General features: G+C 73.4%; 18 protein-coding genes and 2 riboswitches. Of the genes, 4 read left to right on the top strand and 14 right to left on the bottom strand.

All coding sequences use genetic code 11. The features are described 5' to 3' along the window. The first annotated feature begins 12 nt into the window (after positions 1–12). Together M8C11_RS15525 and M8C11_RS15520 are read left to right on the top strand one after the other, a co-directional pair. Positions 13–1,260, top strand: coding sequence for an NAD(P)/FAD-dependent oxidoreductase (locus M8C11_RS15525; RefSeq protein WP_252450057.1), 1,248 nt, complete (start codon positions 13–15; stop codon positions 1,258–1,260). 8 nt (positions 1,261–1,268) lie between these two features. Continuing rightward, a complete protein-coding gene (locus M8C11_RS15520; RefSeq protein WP_252450056.1) occupies positions 1,269–1,757 on the top strand; it encodes a MarR family transcriptional regulator in 489 nt (162 codons plus the stop codon). A gap of 25 nt (positions 1,758–1,782) precedes the next feature. Here M8C11_RS15520 and mraY read toward each other — a convergent pair whose 3' ends face one another. After that, positions 1,783–2,886: a phospho-N-acetylmuramoyl-pentapeptide-transferase gene (mraY, locus tag M8C11_RS15515; protein ID WP_121683339.1), complete on the bottom strand. Its 1,104-nt coding sequence runs from the start codon at positions 2,884–2,886 to the stop codon at positions 1,783–1,785. A gap of 158 nt (positions 2,887–3,044) precedes the next feature. Between mraY and M8C11_RS15510 the strand changes: the two genes are divergently transcribed. Next, positions 3,045–3,254, top strand: a complete 210-nt coding sequence (locus M8C11_RS15510) for a hypothetical protein (protein ID WP_252450055.1) — start codon at positions 3,045–3,047, stop codon at positions 3,252–3,254. 82 nt (positions 3,255–3,336) lie between these two features. Here the strand turns inward: M8C11_RS15510 and M8C11_RS15505 are convergent, their stop codons facing one another. The 4 genes from M8C11_RS15505 to M8C11_RS15490 are packed head-to-tail and all read right to left on the bottom strand — an operon-like array spanning position 3,337 to position 6,887. Continuing rightward, the gene (locus M8C11_RS15505; RefSeq protein WP_120570867.1) at positions 3,337–3,966 is read right to left on the bottom strand and encodes a response regulator transcription factor; all 630 of its coding nucleotides are present in this window, start codon (positions 3,964–3,966) and stop codon (positions 3,337–3,339) included. After that, on the bottom strand, positions 3,963–5,225 hold the full coding sequence (locus M8C11_RS15500; RefSeq protein WP_252450054.1) for a sensor histidine kinase: 1,263 nt from the start codon (positions 5,223–5,225) through the stop codon (positions 3,963–3,965). The genes M8C11_RS15505 and M8C11_RS15500 overlap by 4 nt, the downstream gene beginning before the upstream one ends. A 3-nt stretch (positions 5,226–5,228) precedes the next feature. Then, entirely contained in the window at positions 5,229–5,969 is a 741-nt protein-coding gene (locus tag M8C11_RS15495) for an ABC transporter permease (RefSeq protein ID WP_252450053.1), read from the bottom strand. A gap of 9 nt (positions 5,970–5,978) precedes the next feature. Next, on the bottom strand, positions 5,979–6,887 hold the full coding sequence (locus M8C11_RS15490) for an ABC transporter ATP-binding protein (protein WP_252450052.1): 909 nt from the start codon (positions 6,885–6,887) through the stop codon (positions 5,979–5,981). Positions 6,888–7,079: 192 nt separating this feature from the next. Between M8C11_RS15490 and M8C11_RS15485 the strand changes: the two genes are divergently transcribed. Further along, entirely contained in the window at positions 7,080–7,862 is a 783-nt protein-coding gene (locus M8C11_RS15485; RefSeq protein WP_252450051.1) for a nucleotidyltransferase domain-containing protein, read from the top strand. 132 nt (positions 7,863–7,994) lie between these two features. Here M8C11_RS15485 and M8C11_RS15480 read toward each other — a convergent pair whose 3' ends face one another. The 9 genes from M8C11_RS15480 to M8C11_RS15440 form a co-directional block, all read right to left on the bottom strand. Further along, on the bottom strand, positions 7,995–8,909 hold the full coding sequence (locus tag M8C11_RS15480; RefSeq protein WP_252450050.1) for an ECF transporter S component: 915 nt from the start codon (positions 8,907–8,909) through the stop codon (positions 7,995–7,997). Then, positions 8,906–10,537: an ABC transporter ATP-binding protein gene (locus M8C11_RS15475; protein ID WP_252450049.1), complete on the bottom strand. Its 1,632-nt coding sequence runs from the start codon at positions 10,535–10,537 to the stop codon at positions 8,906–8,908. Before M8C11_RS15475 ends, M8C11_RS15480 begins: the two co-directional genes overlap by 4 nt. Beyond that, entirely contained in the window at positions 10,534–11,778 is a 1,245-nt protein-coding gene (locus M8C11_RS15470) for a CbiQ family ECF transporter T component (RefSeq protein WP_252450048.1), read from the bottom strand. Before M8C11_RS15470 ends, M8C11_RS15475 begins: the two co-directional genes overlap by 4 nt. Continuing rightward, on the bottom strand, positions 11,771–12,676 hold the full coding sequence (locus M8C11_RS15465; RefSeq protein ID WP_252450047.1) for a hypothetical protein: 906 nt from the start codon (positions 12,674–12,676) through the stop codon (positions 11,771–11,773). Before M8C11_RS15465 ends, M8C11_RS15470 begins: the two co-directional genes overlap by 8 nt. Next, a complete protein-coding gene (locus tag M8C11_RS15460; protein WP_252450046.1) occupies positions 12,673–14,127 on the bottom strand; it encodes a prenyltransferase/squalene oxidase repeat-containing protein in 1,455 nt (484 codons plus the stop codon). Before M8C11_RS15460 ends, M8C11_RS15465 begins: the two co-directional genes overlap by 4 nt. A 137-nt stretch (positions 14,128–14,264) precedes the next feature. Beyond that, positions 14,265–14,405, bottom strand: a riboswitch (cobalamin riboswitch). 68 nt (positions 14,406–14,473) lie between these two features. Beyond that, positions 14,474–14,959: a hypothetical protein gene (locus M8C11_RS15455; protein ID WP_252450045.1), complete on the bottom strand. Its 486-nt coding sequence runs from the start codon at positions 14,957–14,959 to the stop codon at positions 14,474–14,476. Positions 14,960–14,994: 35 nt separating this feature from the next. Then, entirely contained in the window at positions 14,995–16,044 is a 1,050-nt protein-coding gene (locus tag M8C11_RS15450; RefSeq protein ID WP_252450044.1) for a peptidase, read from the bottom strand. A gap of 97 nt (positions 16,045–16,141) precedes the next feature. Next, positions 16,142–16,287, bottom strand: a riboswitch (cobalamin riboswitch). A gap of 174 nt (positions 16,288–16,461) precedes the next feature. After that, positions 16,462–17,145 carry an ABC transporter ATP-binding protein gene (locus M8C11_RS15445; protein ID WP_252450043.1) on the bottom strand — a complete coding sequence of 228 codons (684 nt, stop codon included), beginning with the start codon at positions 17,143–17,145 and terminating at the stop codon, positions 16,462–16,464. Then, a complete protein-coding gene (locus M8C11_RS15440) occupies positions 17,142–18,167 on the bottom strand; it encodes an ABC transporter permease (protein WP_252450042.1) in 1,026 nt (341 codons plus the stop codon). The genes M8C11_RS15445 and M8C11_RS15440 overlap by 4 nt, the downstream gene beginning before the upstream one ends. Between the last annotated feature and the right edge of the window lie 50 nt (positions 18,168–18,217).

Here is an 18,217-nt window from a genome sequence, read left to right as displayed (position 1 = left end):
TAAGGTAATCGAATGAGCGCATCGACCGACTTCTCCGTGGCGATCGCCGGCGCCGGCCTCTCCGGCCTCTGCCTCGCCCAGTACCTGACGCGTGCCGGCGTCGACGTGCACGTCTACGAGCGGAACCCCGGCCCCTTCGTCCGGCGGCAGGGCTACCGGATCATCCTCGACCGGTACGGGCTGGCGGCGTTGCGCGAGAGCCTGCCCCGCCCGCTGTACCGCCTGGCGCTGACCACCGGCGACGAGCCCGGCGGGCACCTGCGCTTCACCGACCGACGGCTGCGGGACGCCTTCACGATCACCTTCAAGGACGATCCGCACGAGACCCGTCAGGTGGACCGGCTGACGCTGCGGTCGATTCTCCAGTCCGGGCTGGACGGGCGCATCCACTACGGCAAGGCCGCCGTCGCCGTGGACAGCGGCGGCCCGGCCGGGCTGCGGCTGCGGTTCTCCGACGGCAGCGCCGCCGCGGCCACAGTCGTGGTGGGCGCCGACGGCGTCGGTTCGGCGCTACGCGCGCAGCTCATGCCGGACGCCGACCCCGCGGACACCCCGATGGCGGGCATCTACGGCCGGTCGCCGCTGTGGCGCGACGGCGCGAGCGTCATCCCGGACGCACTGCGCACCAGCGGGGTCCTGTCCATCGCCGACCGGCCGGGCAGCGCCTTCTTCTTCACCTCGATGCGGTTCGGCGAGAGCCCACGGGAGGCGTTCACACGCCTGGCCCCGGGCAGCTACGCCCCCACCGGCGACGACTACGTCATGTGGGCACTGCTGCTCCGGCGGGACGAGCTGCCTCCCGGCGTACGCGGGGACCTGCGGGCGCTGTGGCACGTGGCGGCCCGGATGAGCATCGACTTCCACCCGCTCGTCCGGCGGCTCGTCGACACGGCCGAGCTGGACGCCACGGTGCTCAACCTCTTCGCCACCGGCCGGCGGCCGCAACGGTGGGCGGTGCCCCGGGCGACGATGATGGGCGACGCCGTACACGTCATGCCGCCGTTCGGCGCCCACGGCGGCAACACCGCGCTGCGCGACGCCGCCCTGCTCGGCCACAGGCTGGTCGAGGCCCGGAGGAACGGCACGCCCGTGGAAGAGGCGATCGCCGGCTACCAGGACGAGATGGTGCCGTACGCCTTCCACGCCGTCGACGACGCCGCCAGGCTGATGCGCCGCCTCACCGGAGGCGCCGCGGCACCGCACTGGGTGCTGACCCGCGTGCTACCTCGGCTGCACCGGGTCACCGTGCCGGAGGCATGATTGCCCGCATGTCCCACGATCCGGCCCGCGCCTCCGCGATCGCCGACCTCATGCGCGCCGGGCGGGAGACGTCGCGGCTGTCCACCGTGCTCCGGTACGCCATCGCGGAACGGCTCGGCCTCGCCGTGAGCGACCTGGAGTGCCTGGACTTCCTGGCGGACGTCGGATCCGCCACGGCGGGACAGATCGCCGAGCGGACCAACCTCACCACCGGCGCGGTCACCAGCATGGTCCGCCGGCTCCAGCAGGCCGGCTACGTGACGGCCGAACGCGACCCGGCCGACCGGCGGCGGGTCGTCGTCACCATGCGGCCGGAGCGGATCGCCGATCTGGAGCGACCGTACGAGCGTTTCGCCGAGCGGGCGGAACGGCTCGTCGAGGGCTACAGCGCCGAGGAGGTCGGGCTGCTTGTGCGGCACCACGGCCGCCTGCAGGAGATGTACCTCGCCGAGCTGGACCACCTCCGCGACGACGGCACCGGGCAGCGGCCCGCCTGAGCCGGCGTCTCCTGTCGCTCTGCCGCTATCCCACAGTCGCCAGGAAGTCCGAGTAGAACAGGCCCAGGCCGGCCGCGACGCAGACGCCGGCCACGATCCAGAACCGGACCACGATTGTCGACTCGCTCCACCCGGCCAGCTCGAAGTGGTGGTGCAACGGCACCATCCGGAAGACGCGTCGTCCGGTGGTCCGGTACGAGACGATCTGGATCACCCAGGTCGTGGTGATGATGACGAAGAGCCCGCCGATCAGGATCGAGAGCAGCGTCGTACGGGTCACCACCGCGAGCCCGCCGATCAGGCCGCCCAGCCCGAGCGCGCCCACGTCCCCCATGAAGATCCGCGCCGGGGACGTGTTCCACCACAGGAAGCCCACGCAGGCGCCGGCCGCGGCTGCCGCGATCATGGCGATCTCCAGGGGATCGCGGACCTGGTAGCAGTACTCGTTCACACGCGCGTACCCGTCGTCTGCGCACCAGTGCCGGTACTGCCAGAAGCCGATCAGCGAGTACGCGCCGAGCACCAGGATCGACGCGCCGGTGGCCAGGCCGTCGAGGCCGTCGGTGAGGTTCACCCCGTTCGACATCGCCGTGATCACGAAGATGAAGACCATGACCGCGCCGACCTTGCCGACGTCCAGCCAGCTGATGTCGCGGATGAGCGAGATGTGCTCGCTGGCCACGGTTTGGCCGTTGGTGCTGGGCACGTACAGCGCGGCCACGCCGAACCCGCCGCCGACGAGCGCCTGGCCGAGCAGCTTGCCCTTGGCCGACAGCCCGTCGGAGTTGCGCCGGCGCACCTTGAGGATGTCGTCGAAGAAGCCGACCGCACCGCAGAAGACGAACAGCCCGAGCAGCACCAGGGCCGTCATGGTGGGCCCCTCCTGCGCGATCTGCCGTTCGGGCAGGGTGGTCAGGGCGAGGTGCCCGGCGACGTACGCGAGGACCGTCGCCACGATGAAGACGACGCCGCCCATCGTGGGCGTGCCCACCTTGTGCTCGTTGCTGGCGAGCCCGATGGACCGGATCGGCTGACCGGCCTTCAGCGCGGTGAAGACGCGAACCGCCACCGGCGTGCCGAACAGGGAGATGACGAACGCGACAGCGGCCGCGACGATGACCGCCCTCACCGGCGGACCTCCACGAGGTCCGGATCTCGTACCGCGTCCCCACCGCTCTTCGCGAAGTCGTCGACCACGACACGTGAGCTTGCCATCCGGCGGCGGACGGAGCAGCCCTCTGACCGTCACCACGCCGAGACTGGCGCGTACGCCGTAGCGTCGAGGGCATGAGAACGGTGGTGATGTCGCTCGCGATGGTGCTGGTTCTGGTGCTCGCGCTCGTCGTCTTCGTCGCCCGGCGCGACCGGACGAGGCGCCCGTCGGACGAGGCCTCGGCTGCGGTTCACCAGGCCCGCGCCGACCAGCACCGGCACGACGCGCAGCGGCAGGTCGCGTCGGGCCTCGCCGAGCGGCACCGCAACCCGCCGAGCACATAGTCGCGACCGGAGGATGCGGTTGCGCGTACCCCTGATCCTGAGCTCATGGGCGACGCGGACGTGCTTGCGGCCACCGCCGCCCTCACCGCTCCGGCGTCAGGTAGCCGCGGGAGAACGCTGCCGCCACGGCCGCCGCGCGGTCGTTGACGCCGAGTTTCGCGTACGCGTGCAGCAGGTGCGTCTTGACAGTCGCCTCGCTGATGAACAACTGCCTCGCCGCCTCGCGGTTCGTCGACCCCCGGGCGACCAGCTCCAGGACCTCCAGCTCCCGCTGCGACAGCGGCTCGGAAGCCGGTTGCCGCATCTGCCGCATGAGCCGCGTCGCGACGGCCGGGGACAGCGCCGCCTGCCCCTGCGCGGCCGCCTCCACCGCGCGGAACAGCTCCTCGCTCGGCGCGTCCTTCAGCAGGTAGCCGGTGGCGCCCGCCTCGATGGCGGGGAGCACGTCGCTGTCCGTGTCGTACGTCGTCAGCACCAGAACGCGGGCCGGCACTCCCCGTCTCGCCAGCTCCCGGATGGCGCAGACGCCGTCGACGCGCGGCATACGCAGGTCCATCAGGATCACGTCGGGCCGGAGCGCCTCCCCCGCGACGATCGCCTCCGCACCGTCACCCGCCTCGCCCAGCACCTCGAAACGCGGGTCGGCGCTGAACATGCCGCGCAGCCCGTTGCGTACGACCGGGTGGTCGTCGACGATCAGCAGCGAGATCACCGGCCCGCTCCGACGGGGATGGCCGGCACCGTGGCCGAGATCGCCGTGCCGCCGCCCGGTTCCGACTCGATCTCCAGCCGCCCGGCGAGGCGCTGCACCCGCTGCCGCATGCCGGTGAGCCCGAAACCCCCGGCGCCGTCGGCACGTCTCGCGCCGGGCTCGAAACCCACCCCGTCGTCGCGTACGTCGAGCGTCACCAGGTCCTCCATGTACGACAGCGTCAGCCCGACCCGGCTGGCCCGGGCGTGCTTGGCGACGTTGGCGAGTGCCTCCTGCGCGGCCCGCAGCAGTGTCACCTCGACGTCGGCGTGCATCGGGCGCGGATCGCCCGTGGTGGTCAGCACCGCGTCGATGCGGTGCACCTGCGACCAGCGCCGGGTCACGTCGCTGATCGCCTCCGGCAGCCGGGCCTCGGCGAGCACCTCGGGCTGCACGGCGTGCACCGTACGGCGGGCCTCGGTGAGGCTGTCGCGGGCCAGGTTCTTCGCGTTGCCCACGTGCCGGCGCCATGCCTCGTCCCGGTCGGCCGTCCGCTCGGCGGCCTGGAGCTGGGTGAGGATGCCGGCGAGCCCCTGGGCGAGGGTGTCGTGGATCTCCCGGGCCATCCGCTGCCGCTCGTCCTGCACGCCCGCCTCGCGGGCCTGCACGAGCAGTTGGGCGTGCAGCCCGGCGTTCTCCGCCAGCGCCGCCTCCAGCTTGCCGTTCGCCTCGTGCAGCTCGGCGAGCGCCCGCTTCTGCCTGTGGCTACGCCGGTCGTCCAGCTCGGCGAAGCGGAAGAACGCCCCGGCCAGCACGATCGTGACCAGCGACAGCACCAGCCACTCGTTCACCGTCGCGCCGGACAGGCCACCGGTGGAGGACGCTGCCTGGATCATCGCCGTGGCGGCGACCCCGGCGTACCGCCAGCGGCCCTTCAGGAACAGGAACGCGTGGACGTACCCGGTGAAGGTGAAGATGCCGTACCAGGGAGCGAGCGCCACCACGCTCGCCCCCAGCACGATCAGCCCCACGTAGTAGAGGCCCGTCAACGGGCCGCTCTCCTGCCACTGCGGGTGCGTGTGGAACCAGCCCACCCAGAGGGCGATCACGAGTGTGAGCCCGAGCACCAGCGGCAGGTTCAGCGACACGTCCCAGAACGGCAGTACCAGCGTGATGAGCGCGCAGACCGACAGGAGGAAGTACGGCAGGACGGTGAAGAACACCGTCTCGTTGCGTTCCCAGCGGTCGGACTCCGCACGTAGCTCGGCCTCGATGCTCACGACCTACTCCCAGCGGAAGTACCGCGCGGCCAGCCCGCCGGCCACGATCGTCCACCCCAGCATCACGGCCACGTGCAGCACCTGCGGCCACTGACCGGCGGTGGCGTCCTGCAATGATTGCACGCCCGCGCCCAGCGGGGTGAAGTCGCTGATCGTCCGCAGCACGCCGGGCATGCTGTCGCGCGGGAGCCAGAGACCAGCGAAGAACACGACCGGGAAGAAGAGTACGGTCCCGACCGCACCGGCACTCTTGCCGCTGGGCGCGAGCGCGGCGACGAGCAGACCGATCGCGAACATCGTCACGGCTGCCAGCACGTAACTCGTCAGGTATGCCGGCACCTGCCGGGGCAGCCGTACGCCGAACGCCAGCCGGCCGATGGCGAGCGCGACGAGCATCGTCACCACGGACATCGCCGTGGACATCAGCAACTGCGCGCCGAGCATCGCCGCCGGCTTGACCGGCGTGGTCCGCATCCGGCGCAGCACGCCCTTCTCCCGGTAGGTGGCGAGCAGTTGGCACAGGCTGTTCAGCGCGAACATGGCGATGCTCAGCGCGACGATGATCGGCACGTACAGGTCGATGGTCCGCAGCCCGCCGAGGTCGGCGTCGGGCTCCCGGAACGCGGGGATCGCACCGAAGATGACGAGCAGGAGCGGCGGGAACCCGAGCGCGAAGAAGACGATGAGCGGCTCGCGGAAGAACAGTCTGGTCTCGGTGGCGGTGAGCCGGTACAGCGCGGACATGATGTCTCCTCAGGCGTCGATCGGGCGGCCGGTGAGCGCGACGAACGCGTCGTCCAGCGAGGTCTGCTCGACCCGCAGATCGGCCGCGACGACCTGATGGCGGGCGAGCACAGTGGTCACGGCGAGCAGCAGGTTCGCCGTACCGGTCACGACGAGCTGGCTGCCCGCCCGCTCGACGGACGTGACCTCCGGCAGCGCGGTCAGCAGGGCGTGATCAAGCGGCGCGGAGGGCCGGAACCGGATCCGCTGCCGGTCGTCGACGCGCGCCACGAGCCCGGCCGGGGAGTCGAGCGCGACCAGGCGACCGGCGTCGATCACCGCCAGCCGGTCGCAGAGCCGCTCCGCCTCCTCCATGAAGTGCGTGACCAGCAGCACCGTCACCCCCCGATCACGGACGCCCTCGATCAGCTCCCACGTGTCGCGCCGCGCCTGCGGGTCGAGGCCGGTGGTCAGCTCGTCGAGCACCGCCACCTTCGGGTCGCCGACCAGCGCGAGCGCGATCGACAGCCGCTGCTTCTGCCCGCCGGAGAGCCGCCGGAACTGCGTGCCGAGCTTCCCGGTGAGACCCAGTGTGTCGATCAGCGCACGCCAGTCGGCCGGCCGGCGGTAGAAGGAGCTGTACAGCTCCATCGCCTCGCCGACTGTGAGCTTGTCGGGCAGCTCGCTCGCCTGGAGCTGCGCGCCGAGCAGGTGCCGCATCTCCCCGGTGTCACGTTGCGGGTCGATGCCGCAGACCCGGACGGTGCCGCCGTCCGGGACGCGCAGCCCTTCGACGCACTCGACTGTCGTGGTCTTGCCGGCCCCGTTCGGGCCCAGGATGCCGAAGATCTCGCCCTGCTCGACGGCGAAGCTGACGCCGTCCACAGCGGTGTGCTCGCCGTAACGCTTGACGAGGCCGTCCACCTCGATGATTGCCATGACAGAAGCGTGCCGCCCGGCACCCGTACGCCGAATCGACTGCGCGGCGAGAGCCGCCGCACAGCCCGGTGGGTGCGGCGGTCAACCAGGTGGTTGATGCCGGGGTCGACCGGGGTCGTTGGCATGCTGCCGGCGATGGCCGGGGCGGCTTAATCGGTGGCCGCCCGGCAACCGGCCGCGCAGGATCACCCAGTGGCTTCACCCGACATGGTTCTCTCCGACCTTCGCGAGGCGTGGCGCGAGGCGCTGGCCGACCGCCTTCTGGGCCTGTACCTGCACGGCTCACTGGTGGCAGGCGACTTCGATCTGGGCCGCAGCGACCTGGACCTGCTCGCGGTCCTCGCCGGCGACCCGGACGAGAAGCTCCTCGACGTACTCGCCGGACTGCACGCGGATCTCGACCGGCGGCATCCGCAGTGGGCGGGCCGGATCGAGGTGGAATACGTGTCACTGGACGCGGTGCGCGCCGTCGGCGGCCGGGACCACCTGATCGCCCGGATCAGCCCCGGCGAGTCGCTGCACCTGCTGCCCGCCACCACTCACCGCGTCGTGACCTGGGTCGCCGTGCGCGACTACGGCCGTACGCTGCTGGGACCGCCGGCCGGCGAGCTGCTGCCCGTCGTCGACCCCGGCCTGGTCCGCGCGGCTCTGCTCGGCCACGTCCGCGACTGGCCGGCCTGGGTGCTCGAGATGACCCCACCCGGAGCCCAGTCGTACGCGGTGCTCACGCTCTGCCGGGCCTTCCAGCGGCTGCGCAACGGCCGGCAACTGTCCAAGCGGCAGGCCGCCGAGCAGACCGCCGCCGCCCTCCCGCGATGGGCGGACCTGATCGTCTGGGCGCGCGACTGGTGGTACGACTCCGGCCACGACACCGATCCCGGCCGGTTCGACGAGGTCCGGGCATTCGTGAACGAGGTCAGCGCCGCCATCCTGGCCGCGGAACGACGCAAGGCGTACACCGACCGCGCCCGGTGAATGCCGGCCCAGGATTGGGAACAGTGCGCCGAAGGGCACGGTCAGGCCAACCTGCCGGGGGCGTCGCTGACATGCGCCCACCCGTCGTTCATTCGGGCGGCAGCGCTGCCCGGTAGCGAAACGCGTCACCGATCATCTGACGGGCGGTTGCGGGGTCTGCGATGAGCTGACCTCCTCCGCCGCCTGCGAGGATGTCGGCTTGATGCCGGGCATGGTCACCTGCTCACCACCCGCCCTGGGCGTGGCGGATTCGGGCGCGGCGAAGGTGACCGGAGCACCGAATGCGGCCCGCCGGGCGGCGCGGCGCAGCGCGGCCAGGACGGCCGGGCCGGCGAGGACGATCGCCACGGCCGTGGTGATCGCCCGGCCGGTGTCCCAGCCGAAGGTGGAGGTGACGGCGGTGAACAGGGCGAGGCGGTGCAGGTTCTCCAGTACGGGCGCGCCGGCGACGTACGACAGCTGGGTGTCCGCGCCGACGCTGAACGGCCAGAACCACAGGTTCATCAGCAGGCCGTAGCCGTAGGCGGCGAGCACGCCGTACCCGGCCAGGACGGCGGTCTCGGCCCGGCCGCGCAGCCGGGCCGGGAGCAGGCCGGCGCCGAGGCCGATCCAGGAGGCGCAGAGCATCTGGAACGGCAGCCACGGTCCGACGCCGGCGGTGAGCAGGGCAGAGGCGAACAGCGACGTGGCGCCGAGCAGGAACCCGAAGCCGGGTCCGAAGACCCGGCCGGCGAGGACGAGCAGGAAGAACACGGTCTCGATGCCCGCGGTCCCCGCACCCAGGGGACGCAGGGCGGCGTTGACGGCGGCGAGTACGCCGAGCATCGCCAGGGTTTTGCTGTCGATGCCGCCGGACGTGAGTTCGGCGAGGACGAGCGCCACGAGCACCGGCAGCATGACGATGAAGACCAGCGGCGCCTCGCCGGTGCGGGCGGTGGTCTCCGGGTGTGCGGGGACGAAGAAGGGCCAGGTGAAGGTGGCCAGCGCGGCGGCCGAGGCGAGGGTCAGCACCACTGCGGTACGCGGGGCGACCCGCAGCACGTTCATGCCGGTTCCCTGGTCGCGCTGAGCGCGGCGGCGACCTGTTCCACTGTCAGCCAGGGTGCGGGGGCGAGGACCTTGGCCACCTGCGGCGCGAACGCCGGCGAGGCGAGCATGACCTCTGCGGTGGTGCCGTCGGAGACGATCTCCCCTTGGGCCATCACCATCACCCGGTCGGCGAGGGTCGCGACGAGTTCGACGTCGTGGGTGGCGACCACCACGGCCCGGCCGTTGCCGGCCAGCATCCGGACGACGGCAGTGAACTGCCGCTTGGCGTGGTAGTCCAGGCCGCGGGTCGGCTCGTCCAGCAGGACCACCGGCGGCGCGGCGGTGAGCTGCACGGCGAGCGCGAGGGCGAGCCGCTGGCCCTCGGACAGGTCCCGGGGGTGCCGGTCACCGGGTAGGCCGGGGACGAGCTGGTCCACCAGCGCCCGGCAGGTGCCGGCCGGCACGTCGGTCTCCCGGTCGGCCTGGGCGCACTCCGCGTCGACGGTCTCCAGGTAGAGCAGGTCGCCGGAGTTCTGCGGGACGAGGCCGACGTGCCGACGGGCCTGACCGGCACGCAGTGCCTTCGGGTCGGCAGTGCCCTCCGGACCGGTCACGGCGACGGTGCCGCCTTGGCGGGGCCCGCTGCCCTGCACCGCCCAGAGCAGGCTGGACTTGCCGGATCCGTTGCGGCCCATCAACGCGACGACCTGGCCAGCTCGCAGATCGAGGTCGACGCCGGCCACCGCGACGGTCCCCGGGTACCGTACGACGATCTTCCGCGCGGTCAGCGTGGGACGGGTGTCCGCGACCACCGGGGCCGGCGGCGGCTCCGCGACGGCGAGCCGGTGCCGGAGGTCGGACGCCCGTCGGCGGGCGTCACGGACCGACAGCGGCAGCGGTGTCCAGCCGGCGAGGCGGCCCAGCTCGATCAGGGGTGGCGCGATGTCGACGTGGGCCAGCCCGGTCGCCGGTGTCCCGTCGTGGACGTGACCGTCGCCGGGCAGGTACAGCAGCCGGTCGGCGTACTGGAGCACGCGCTCCAGCCGGTGCTCGGCCAGGACCACTGTCACGCCGAGGTCGTGCACCAGCCGGGTGACTGTGGCGAGCACGTCCTCCGCGGCGGTGGGGTCCAGCGCGGAGGTGGGTTCGTCGAGCACCAGCACGCGGGGATGTGCGGTGAGCACCGCGCCGATGGCGACCCGCTGCTGCTGGCCGCCGGACAGCGTCCGCAGGGGCCGGTCCCGCAGGTCGGCGATGCCGAGCAGGTCCAGCGTCTCCTCCACCCGCTTGCGCATCACCGCCGGCGACAGGGCGAGCTGCTCCATCCCGTACGCCAGTTCCTCCTCGACGGTGTCGGTGACGAAACCGGCAAGCGGGTCCTGGCCGACCACGCCGACGACGTCGGCGAGGTCGCGCGGCGGGTGCGTGCGGGTGTCCCGGCCGTCGACGGTGACGGTGCCGTGCAGGGTGCCGCCGGTGAAGTGCGGGACGAGGCCGTTGATCGCCCGCAGCAGCGTCGACTTTCCGGCGCCGGTACGGCCCGCGACCAGGCAGAGTTCGCCCTCCTCAATGCGGAGCGTCACGTCCCGCAGCGGCGGCGGGCCGCCCTCGGCGTAGTGGACGGTGACCCGGTCGAAAGTGATCATGGACGGTCTCCCGGTGTCGTCGCCGTCGCGGCGCGCCCTCCGTCTGCCGGTACCTCCGTGACGGGGATCGGCCGGTCCACCGCCGGCGGGCGTCCGGCACGTGCCGTCGGCGGTGGTGGCGGCGCCAGCCAGGCGGGTGCGGCCGCGACGCCGACGGCGAGAAGCATCAGCGGGGTCAGCTGGGGCCAGGTGAGCGGGCTGACCGGCGGGTAGAGCAGTTCCGGGTCCACCGAGCCGGCGAGCATGGTCAGCGCCGCGGCGGCCACCCCGCAGCCGGCCATGATCAGCTCGGCCGGGCGCCAGCGGTCCGGCCGGTAGCGGCTGCGGCGGACCCGGCGGCCGGCCAGCAGCATGCCGGTCACGGCGGCGGTCAGTCCGGCCAGGAGCATCGGCAGTCCCAGGTAGCCGGGTGCGGCGGTGTCGAGCAGCCCGTAGGTGCCGGCGCAGACGCCGACCAGCCCGCCGAGCCCGAGCGCCCCGGTGACGGTTCGCTGCCCGGCGGGCACCGCGCCGGTGCGGCCGTAACCGCGGGAGTCCATCGCCGCCGCGAGGGCCAGGGACCGGTCCAACGCGTCGGCCAGCACCGGCAGGGCGATCCCGCGCAACGCCCGCATCCCCCGCCCGGTCGCGCCGCGCAGCCGCCGGGCCCGGCGGACCCGGAGCACGCTCTCCACCAGTTGCGGGGCGACCGACAACGCGACCACGACGGCGGTGCCGACCGCGTACAGTGCGCCGGGTACGGCCTTGAGCAGCCGTTTCGGGTTGGCCAGGGCGTTCGCCGCACCGAGGCAGATCAGCATCGTCGCCAGCCGCAGCCCGTCGTAGAAGCCGCCGAGGATCTGCTCGACGGCGACCGGTCCGAACAGGCGGATGCCCGCCGCCCACGCGGGCAGCGGGATCTCCGGCAACCGGACCAGGATGTGCTCGCCCTGGCCGCCGCCGAACACGATGCGAAACACGACCCGCATCGCGACGATCACCACGCCGAGCCAGACGTACATGCGAAACGCCAACGCCCACGGCGCGTCCCCACGACGGCGCACCACCACCAGCCCGGCGACTGCCACGAGCAGTGCCAGCGGCAGCGGATTCGTGGTGTGGCTGGCCGCGGTCGCCAGGCCGAGCGCCCACAGCCACCATGCGCCCGGATGCAGCCCTCGGGGCAGCCACCACACCGACCACCGGCCCGGCAGACGACCGGCGGCAGCGGCCGGCGACCCGGTGGCCGCGGCGTCAGTCATCCGGGCCGGCGGCACGCCGCCGCCGGGCCGCGACCAGCGCGCCGGTGGCGAGCACGGCGAGCAGCAGCACCCCGGCGATCGTGCCCAGTGGCGGGCCGTCGTCGTCACGGGACGCGGCGACATCGGTCGCCACCGGCTCGTCGGAGGAGCCCTGCGGTGCCGTGCTGTTGTCAGCACCCGGCGTCGCCGCCAGGGGCGGCGTACCGGCCGTCGGTGACGTGCCGGCGGAGGTCGGCGGGCTGACGGAGGCCGGCGGGCCGGCGGTGCCGGCCGGCCGGGTGGGCTCACCGGGCCGGCCACCGCCGACCGGCGGCGCCACGACGGCTCCGCCCGCCGGTGGTGGCACCGCCGGCCCGCCGCCGGTGGGCGGCGGAGGGGCCGGTGGCGGAGAGGGCGGCGGCGCGGGTCGTTTCGGCGCGACGCCGGGACGAGGCGCGTCGTTGGCGTTGCGGTTGAGCGAGAACGACCAGCCTTCGAAGCTGCCGGCCGCCGGCTTGCGGTTGAGCACACCCTTGTCGCTGTACGTCCAGCTGCCGCCGTTCGGCGCGTGCCAGTACGACCAGTAGGCGCTGGCCGGTGGGGTGTCGACGCACTTCTCCGCCGCGGCGGACGGCTTGCCCTCGATCCGGCAGATGAACCCCTCGCCCCAGCGCAGCGTGCCGGTGATCGGGAAGCCCGCGTTCTTGAGCGCGGCCAGCCCGGTCGCCTGGGTGCCCGGTGCGCACCGCACCACTGTTCCGCCGCCGAGTTCGTTGAAGTCCACCACCACTGTGACCCCGGAGGCGTCCGGGCAGTAGCCGGCCGACCCGGCGGCCACCGCAGGACTGCCCGGTCCGATCGTTGTGCCTGCGGTGACCAGGGCGACGACCAGCGCGCCGCGGGCGGCACGGAGGCTCATCCCGCCCGCCGTCGGCCGAGCACGAGCAGTGTCACTCCGCCACCGATCAGCAGCAGCGCGATCAGCAGATGGCTGCCGATCGCCGCGCCGGTGGTCGGCAGCCCGCCCAGCCCCGACGCGGCCGGGGTCGTGATCGGCGGAGCGGCGGTGGTCGGCGCCGCGGTCGTGGGGACGGGTGTCGCCGGAGGGCTGGTCACGCTCGGCGTCGGGCCGGCGGTGCCGGTCGGCGGAGGCGACGTGGTGAGCGTGGGAGACGCGGGGGGCGTGGCGGGCACGGTGGCCGAGGCCGTGCCGGTCGGGGTGGGATGTGACGTGGGCGGCGGGTCGAGGCCGATCCGGCCCAGCGGGACCTGGGCCAGCCCGAGCAGGGCCTGCGCGGTGGCCCGGCGCCACTGGTCCCGGTCGGTGTCGGTGATCCCGGCCGACGTGGCGGCCGTGAATCCGTCGGTGTCGTAGGCGATCGCGCCGGCGTCGGCGGAGGCCGCCCCGCCGTTGCCCGTGGTGAGCTGCAGCGCGGCCAGAGCCTTCGCCGCGCTGGCGGCCTCGTCGTCGCGGCCGGCGGCGGCGAGGGCCTGCCCGGCCAGGCCGGTGCTGTTGGAGTTCGCGCCGGTGGTCGGTCCCGAGCCGCCGAAGGAGCCGTCGGCGTGCTGCTGGGTGACCAGCCAGTCGGCGCCCTTGCGCGCGGCGTCGCCGGCGCCGGTGGCGCCGTCCTCGGCCGCGGCCAGCAGTGCCTGCACGGCCATCGCGGTCGAGTCGACGTCGAGGGTGGCTCCGGGCTGGTCGTCGCAGGACGGCGACGGCCCGCCGGCGGCGTCCGGGTAGAGCCGGAAGCCACCGGCCGCACACTGCTGCCGGATCAGGAAGTCCACAGTTTCCTGTGGTAGGTCGCCGCTGCGGGCCAGGCCGAGCACGGCGAACGACTGGTCGAAGGTGTTGCTGTCGTCCGGGCCGCTGTCGGCCGTGGTACGGCTGGTGATCCGTCCCCGCTGGTGCCCGGCGTCGGCGCCGGCGATCAGCGACAGGGTCTCCGCCCGCAGGTCGTAGCCGCCGAAGTCGGTGGGGTCGGCGCCGGCGGCGGAGGCGGCGTAGAGCAGCTTCGCGGTGGCCCCGCCGTCGGTGAAGCCCTCGATGCCCCAGTCGTCGTAGCTGTTGTAGGAGCGCACGTGCTTGGCGACCTGCGCGGTTGCCGCCTGCCGGGTGGGCGCGTCCACGCCGGTGGCGGACAGCGCGACCAGGCCGTCGATGGTCAGCCCCCAGTCCTCGGGGGTGAACGGGCCGGGCAGGGAGCCGTCGGCGAACTCGCCGGCCAGCCAGGACGCGGCGTCGTGGGCGGCTGTGACGTGGGCCGGGGCGGGTGCCGCGACAACGGTCAGAGGGGCGCCGGTGATAGCGGCGAGGGTCGTGACCGTGGCTATACCGAGACCGGTGGTGAGACGCCGGGACAGGGGCATCAGGGGTGCCTTTCGCAGAGCGGTCGGTGAAACCTCCGGAAAGCACCCCGAGAAACTGACACCCCGCTCCGCGTGCTGCGGTGAGCGGGGGTGGTCGGACCTCGGCGGCCCGGACTTCACCCTGTAGACCTCGACAGTGGAAGCCGCTCGTCCCGGGCGGGGCATTCCGGCTCGCGAGAAGGCACTCTCGCTCACGGTTGCGGGTCAGCGCCGGCTTCGAACCGGCTTCCCCCCACACGGGACGTATGCAGTTGTGTGCCCGGCGCACCGGGTGCCGACACCGTACCGCCCGGGCGCGCGACGACGCCAGAGCAGCTGCCGGCACCCGGTGCGCCGCTGGTCACACCTAGGGAGCGGCGATGCTCGGCGGGGCGCCGGCGCCGAAGGACCAGCCCTCGACACTGCCCGGCGCTGGGTTGTAGCTGGTCGCCCCCGAGGTGCTGTAGGACCAGGAGCCGCCGCTCGGGGCGTGCCAGTACGACCAGTACGCCGTGACCGGCGGGGTGTTGACGCACGGCTCGGTCGCGGCGGTGGGCTTGCCGTTGATCCGGCAGACGAAGGCCAGGCCCCAGCGGGCGGTGCCGGTGACTGTGAAGCCGGCGGCCTGTAGCGCGGCCAGCCCGGTGGCCGGGTCACCCGGGGCACATCCGACCTGGACGCCGCCGCCGAGCGCGGCGAAGTCGACGACCACTGTGACTCCCGAGGTACCGACGCAGGCGGCGGCGTGCGCCGCCCGGGGCGCGGGTTCGGCGGCGGTCAGCGCGACGCCCGCCACGGCGGCGGCCAGCAGGCCGGCCAGCCAACTGCGGACTGTGGAACGGTGACGGAACACGGGTCCTCCTGTGATCGGGTGAGCGGCGAGGGGGTTCACGGGCAGGCGAGCGCCGGCGCGCCGGGTTCGGCACCGGCGGCGGACAGGCGGGCGTACCCGGTCCCGGTGAGACCGAGGACAGCCTGGGCGGTGGCTCGCGGTGCGGTGGCCGGGTCGAAGCCGCCGCCGTCGAAGTCGACCGCGCCCCGGTCCGCCGGTGCCCCGGCGCAGCCGACCTGGAGTCCGGCGAGGAACGCCCGGGCGCGCGCCCAGGCCACGGGCCGGCTGCCGTCGCGCAGGGCCTGCGCGGCGAGGCCGGTGCTGTTGGCGTTCGGCGTGCCGGCGGCGTTGGCGAAGCCGCCGTCGGCACCTTGGACGGACACGAGCCAGCGCAGCCCGGCGGCGGCGTCGGCCGGACGCCCCGCGGCGCGCAGCGCCTGCGTCGCGAGCGCGGTCGCGTCCACGTCGGACACGCAGACCGGTTGCGCGGGCAGCAGCGGGTAGCCGCCGTCCGGGCATCGGGTGCCGGCCAGCCAGGCGGCCGCCGCCGGTGGCGCCCCGGCCGCCGTACGGACCAGCGTGAGCAGCGCGAAGGACTGGCTGAACGCGTTGCTGTAGTCGCCGTACGCGGACCGGTCGCTGAACCTGCCGACCGGCGTCTGGAGCGAGCGCAGCCGGGCGATCAGGTCCACCCCGCCGACGTCGGTCGGATCGCCGCCGCGCACCTGCACGGCGAGGGCGAGCTTGGCTGTCGCGCCCGCGTACGCCTCGGAGACGCCGTCGCCGAGGTAGCCGCCGCGGATGTCCGGCCGGGTGACCCAGGCCAGCGCGTCGGCGCTGTGGTTGTCGGCGGCGCCGGCCGCGGCGAAGGCGAACACGGCGTCGAGGGTCAGCCCCTGGTCGGGGTAGGCGACACCGTCGAAGACCGCCTCGAAGCGTTCGCCGTCGACGAGTTGCCGGGCGAGCCAGCCGGCGGCGGCCTCGGGGCGGGTGACTGCGGCGCGCTCGGGTGCGGCGACGGCTGGTGTGGTGAGGGTGAGGGTGAGGGCGGCGAGCACGCCGCAGAGGAGCGCGAGCAGGCGGTGCCGGCTTCGGCGGACGACCATCGGAAGCGCCTTTCCGGCCCGGCGGTCGTCAAAAGCCCGGCCGACGCGGCAGCGCCGGGTCGGTCGGGACTCCGACCCGTGGGCCACGACGGGTGGGGAGCGGATTCACGCGTACGACGGGTATTCGGGCTCGCCGCCAGAGTCCACTGGACGGCCTACCGTTGCGGGCCAGCGCCGGATTTCGACCGGTCTTCCCCCGCACGTACACGCGGTGGTTCAGTTGTCGCGACAGTCTTATGTGGCCGTAGCCCCGGTGTCAATGCGCCAGGAGCCGCACACGTGCCGTGACGAGCGGCGGAGTCGGCGGTCTCACATTCCGTCGGCCACGACCGCGTTCCCGCCGGCCGGGGACGGGCCGGCGTCCCGGCGTACGCCGGGTTGCTGCTGCGGGCCGGACAGCTCGTGGGTCGCGCCGCTTCAGCGGGCCGGTGCCGGAAGGTGGAGGGCGCCGTCGTGGACTTCGGCGACCTGGTCGGCGGCGGTGAGGTGGGCGCGGTCGTGGGTGACCAGGACCGTGGCGGTGGCCTGCTGGTGGGTGAGGCGGGTGATCAGGTCGATGACGGCGGTGCCGCGTTCGTGGTCGAGGGCGCTGGTGGGTTCGTCGACGAGCAGCACGGTGGGGTCGTTCATCAGGGCGCGGGCGATGTTGACGCGCTGGCGCTGGCCGCCGGAGAGCTGGTGCGGCCGGCGGTCGGCCTGGCCGGCGAGGCCGACCGCGTCGAGGAGTTCCATGGCGCGGGTGCGGGCCGTGGCCGGCGGGCGGCCGTCGATGTGGGCCATGACCTGGAGCTGCTCGGCGGCGGTGAGGGAGGGCAGCAGGTTGGGCTGCTGGAAGACGATGCCGATCCTGCGGCGGCGCAGGTCGGCGAGTTCGCTCCTGATCATGCCGGTGGTGGGGGTGCCGTCGACGGTGACCGTGCCGGAGTCGGGGGTGATGAGGGTGGCGGCGACCGCGAGGAGGCTGGACTTGCCGGAGCCGGAAGGGCCGATCACTGCGGTCAGGCTGCCCTTGGGTACGTCCAGGGTGACGCGGTCGAGGGCGGTCAGGCGGCCCTCGCCGTCGGGGTAGGTGAGGGTGACGTCGGTCAGGTTCAGGCTCATCGGGCGCTCCCCAGGGCGGTCAGCGGGTCGACGGAGGTGATGCGGCGGATGGACAGAGCGGCTCCGAGGGCACCGAGGATGACGATCACGGCCGCGGGGAGCAGGACGGTCATCGGGGTGAGGAGGAACGGCACCGCGGATCCGGCGACGAGGGCGCCGAGGGCGGCGGCGATGCCGGTGCCGAGCAGGGTGCCGCCGGTGAGCAGGACGACGGCCTGTCCGAGGGCGTCCTTGAGAAGGTTGGCGGTGGAGGCGCCGAGTGCCTTCAGCACGGCGACGTCACCGCTGCGCTGGATGGTCCAGACGGTGAAGAAGGCGCCGATGACCAGGGCGGAGATGGCGAACAGGAAGCCGCGCATCAGCTGTAGGGAGCCGTTCTCGGAGGTGTAGGAGCCGATCGCGGACAGCGAGTCGTCGACGGAGACCGTCTCGGTGCCCGCCTGCCGGTCGATGGCCGCCAGATCGGCCCCCGAGGTGGTGGTCAGGGCGACGACGGTGGCCGTCGGGCCGCCGCCACCGGTCCCGGTGGGAGGCGCGATCCTCTGCCACGCGTCCAAGCTGGTCCACACCACAGGGGTGTGGCTGAAGGAGGCGTCGCCCCGTACGGCAGCCACTGTGAGTTGCTGCGCGGCCAGCGTGACCGAGTCACCGGCCTGCACGCCGAGGTCGTCGGCGGCCTTGGTGGACAGCACTGCCGAGCGCCCGTCGATCCGGTCGCTGTCGGGGGCCAGGCGGGAGCCGGGCCGGACGCCGAAGGCGGAGACCCCGGCGCTTCTGTCCCCGGCGGTGGCCTTGGTGGTGGTGATGCCCAGCGGTTCGGCGCCGGTGACTCCGGGGGCCTCGGCCCACCGCTGCCACTGCTTCTCGGTGACCGTGGAGTTGGAGTACGACACGTCCTGGCCGTCGCCGGGTGCCTGGAAGGCGATCCTGTCGGCGGGCAGGCCGGTGATGGCCGAGACGTTCTGCTGGCCCAGTCCGGCCGTCAACCCGGACAGCAGCCCGACCAGCAGGGTGATCAACACGATGACGGTCCCCATCAGGGCAAAGCGCCCCTTGGCGAACTTCAGATCTC

It is taken from the genome of Micromonospora sp. CPM1 (assembly GCF_023896895.1).
Lineage (GTDB): Bacteria > Actinomycetota > Actinomycetes > Mycobacteriales > Micromonosporaceae > Micromonospora > Micromonospora tulbaghiae.
The sequence above is the reverse complement of the archived record's forward strand: the minus strand, read 5'-3'. Positions and strand labels throughout refer to the sequence as shown.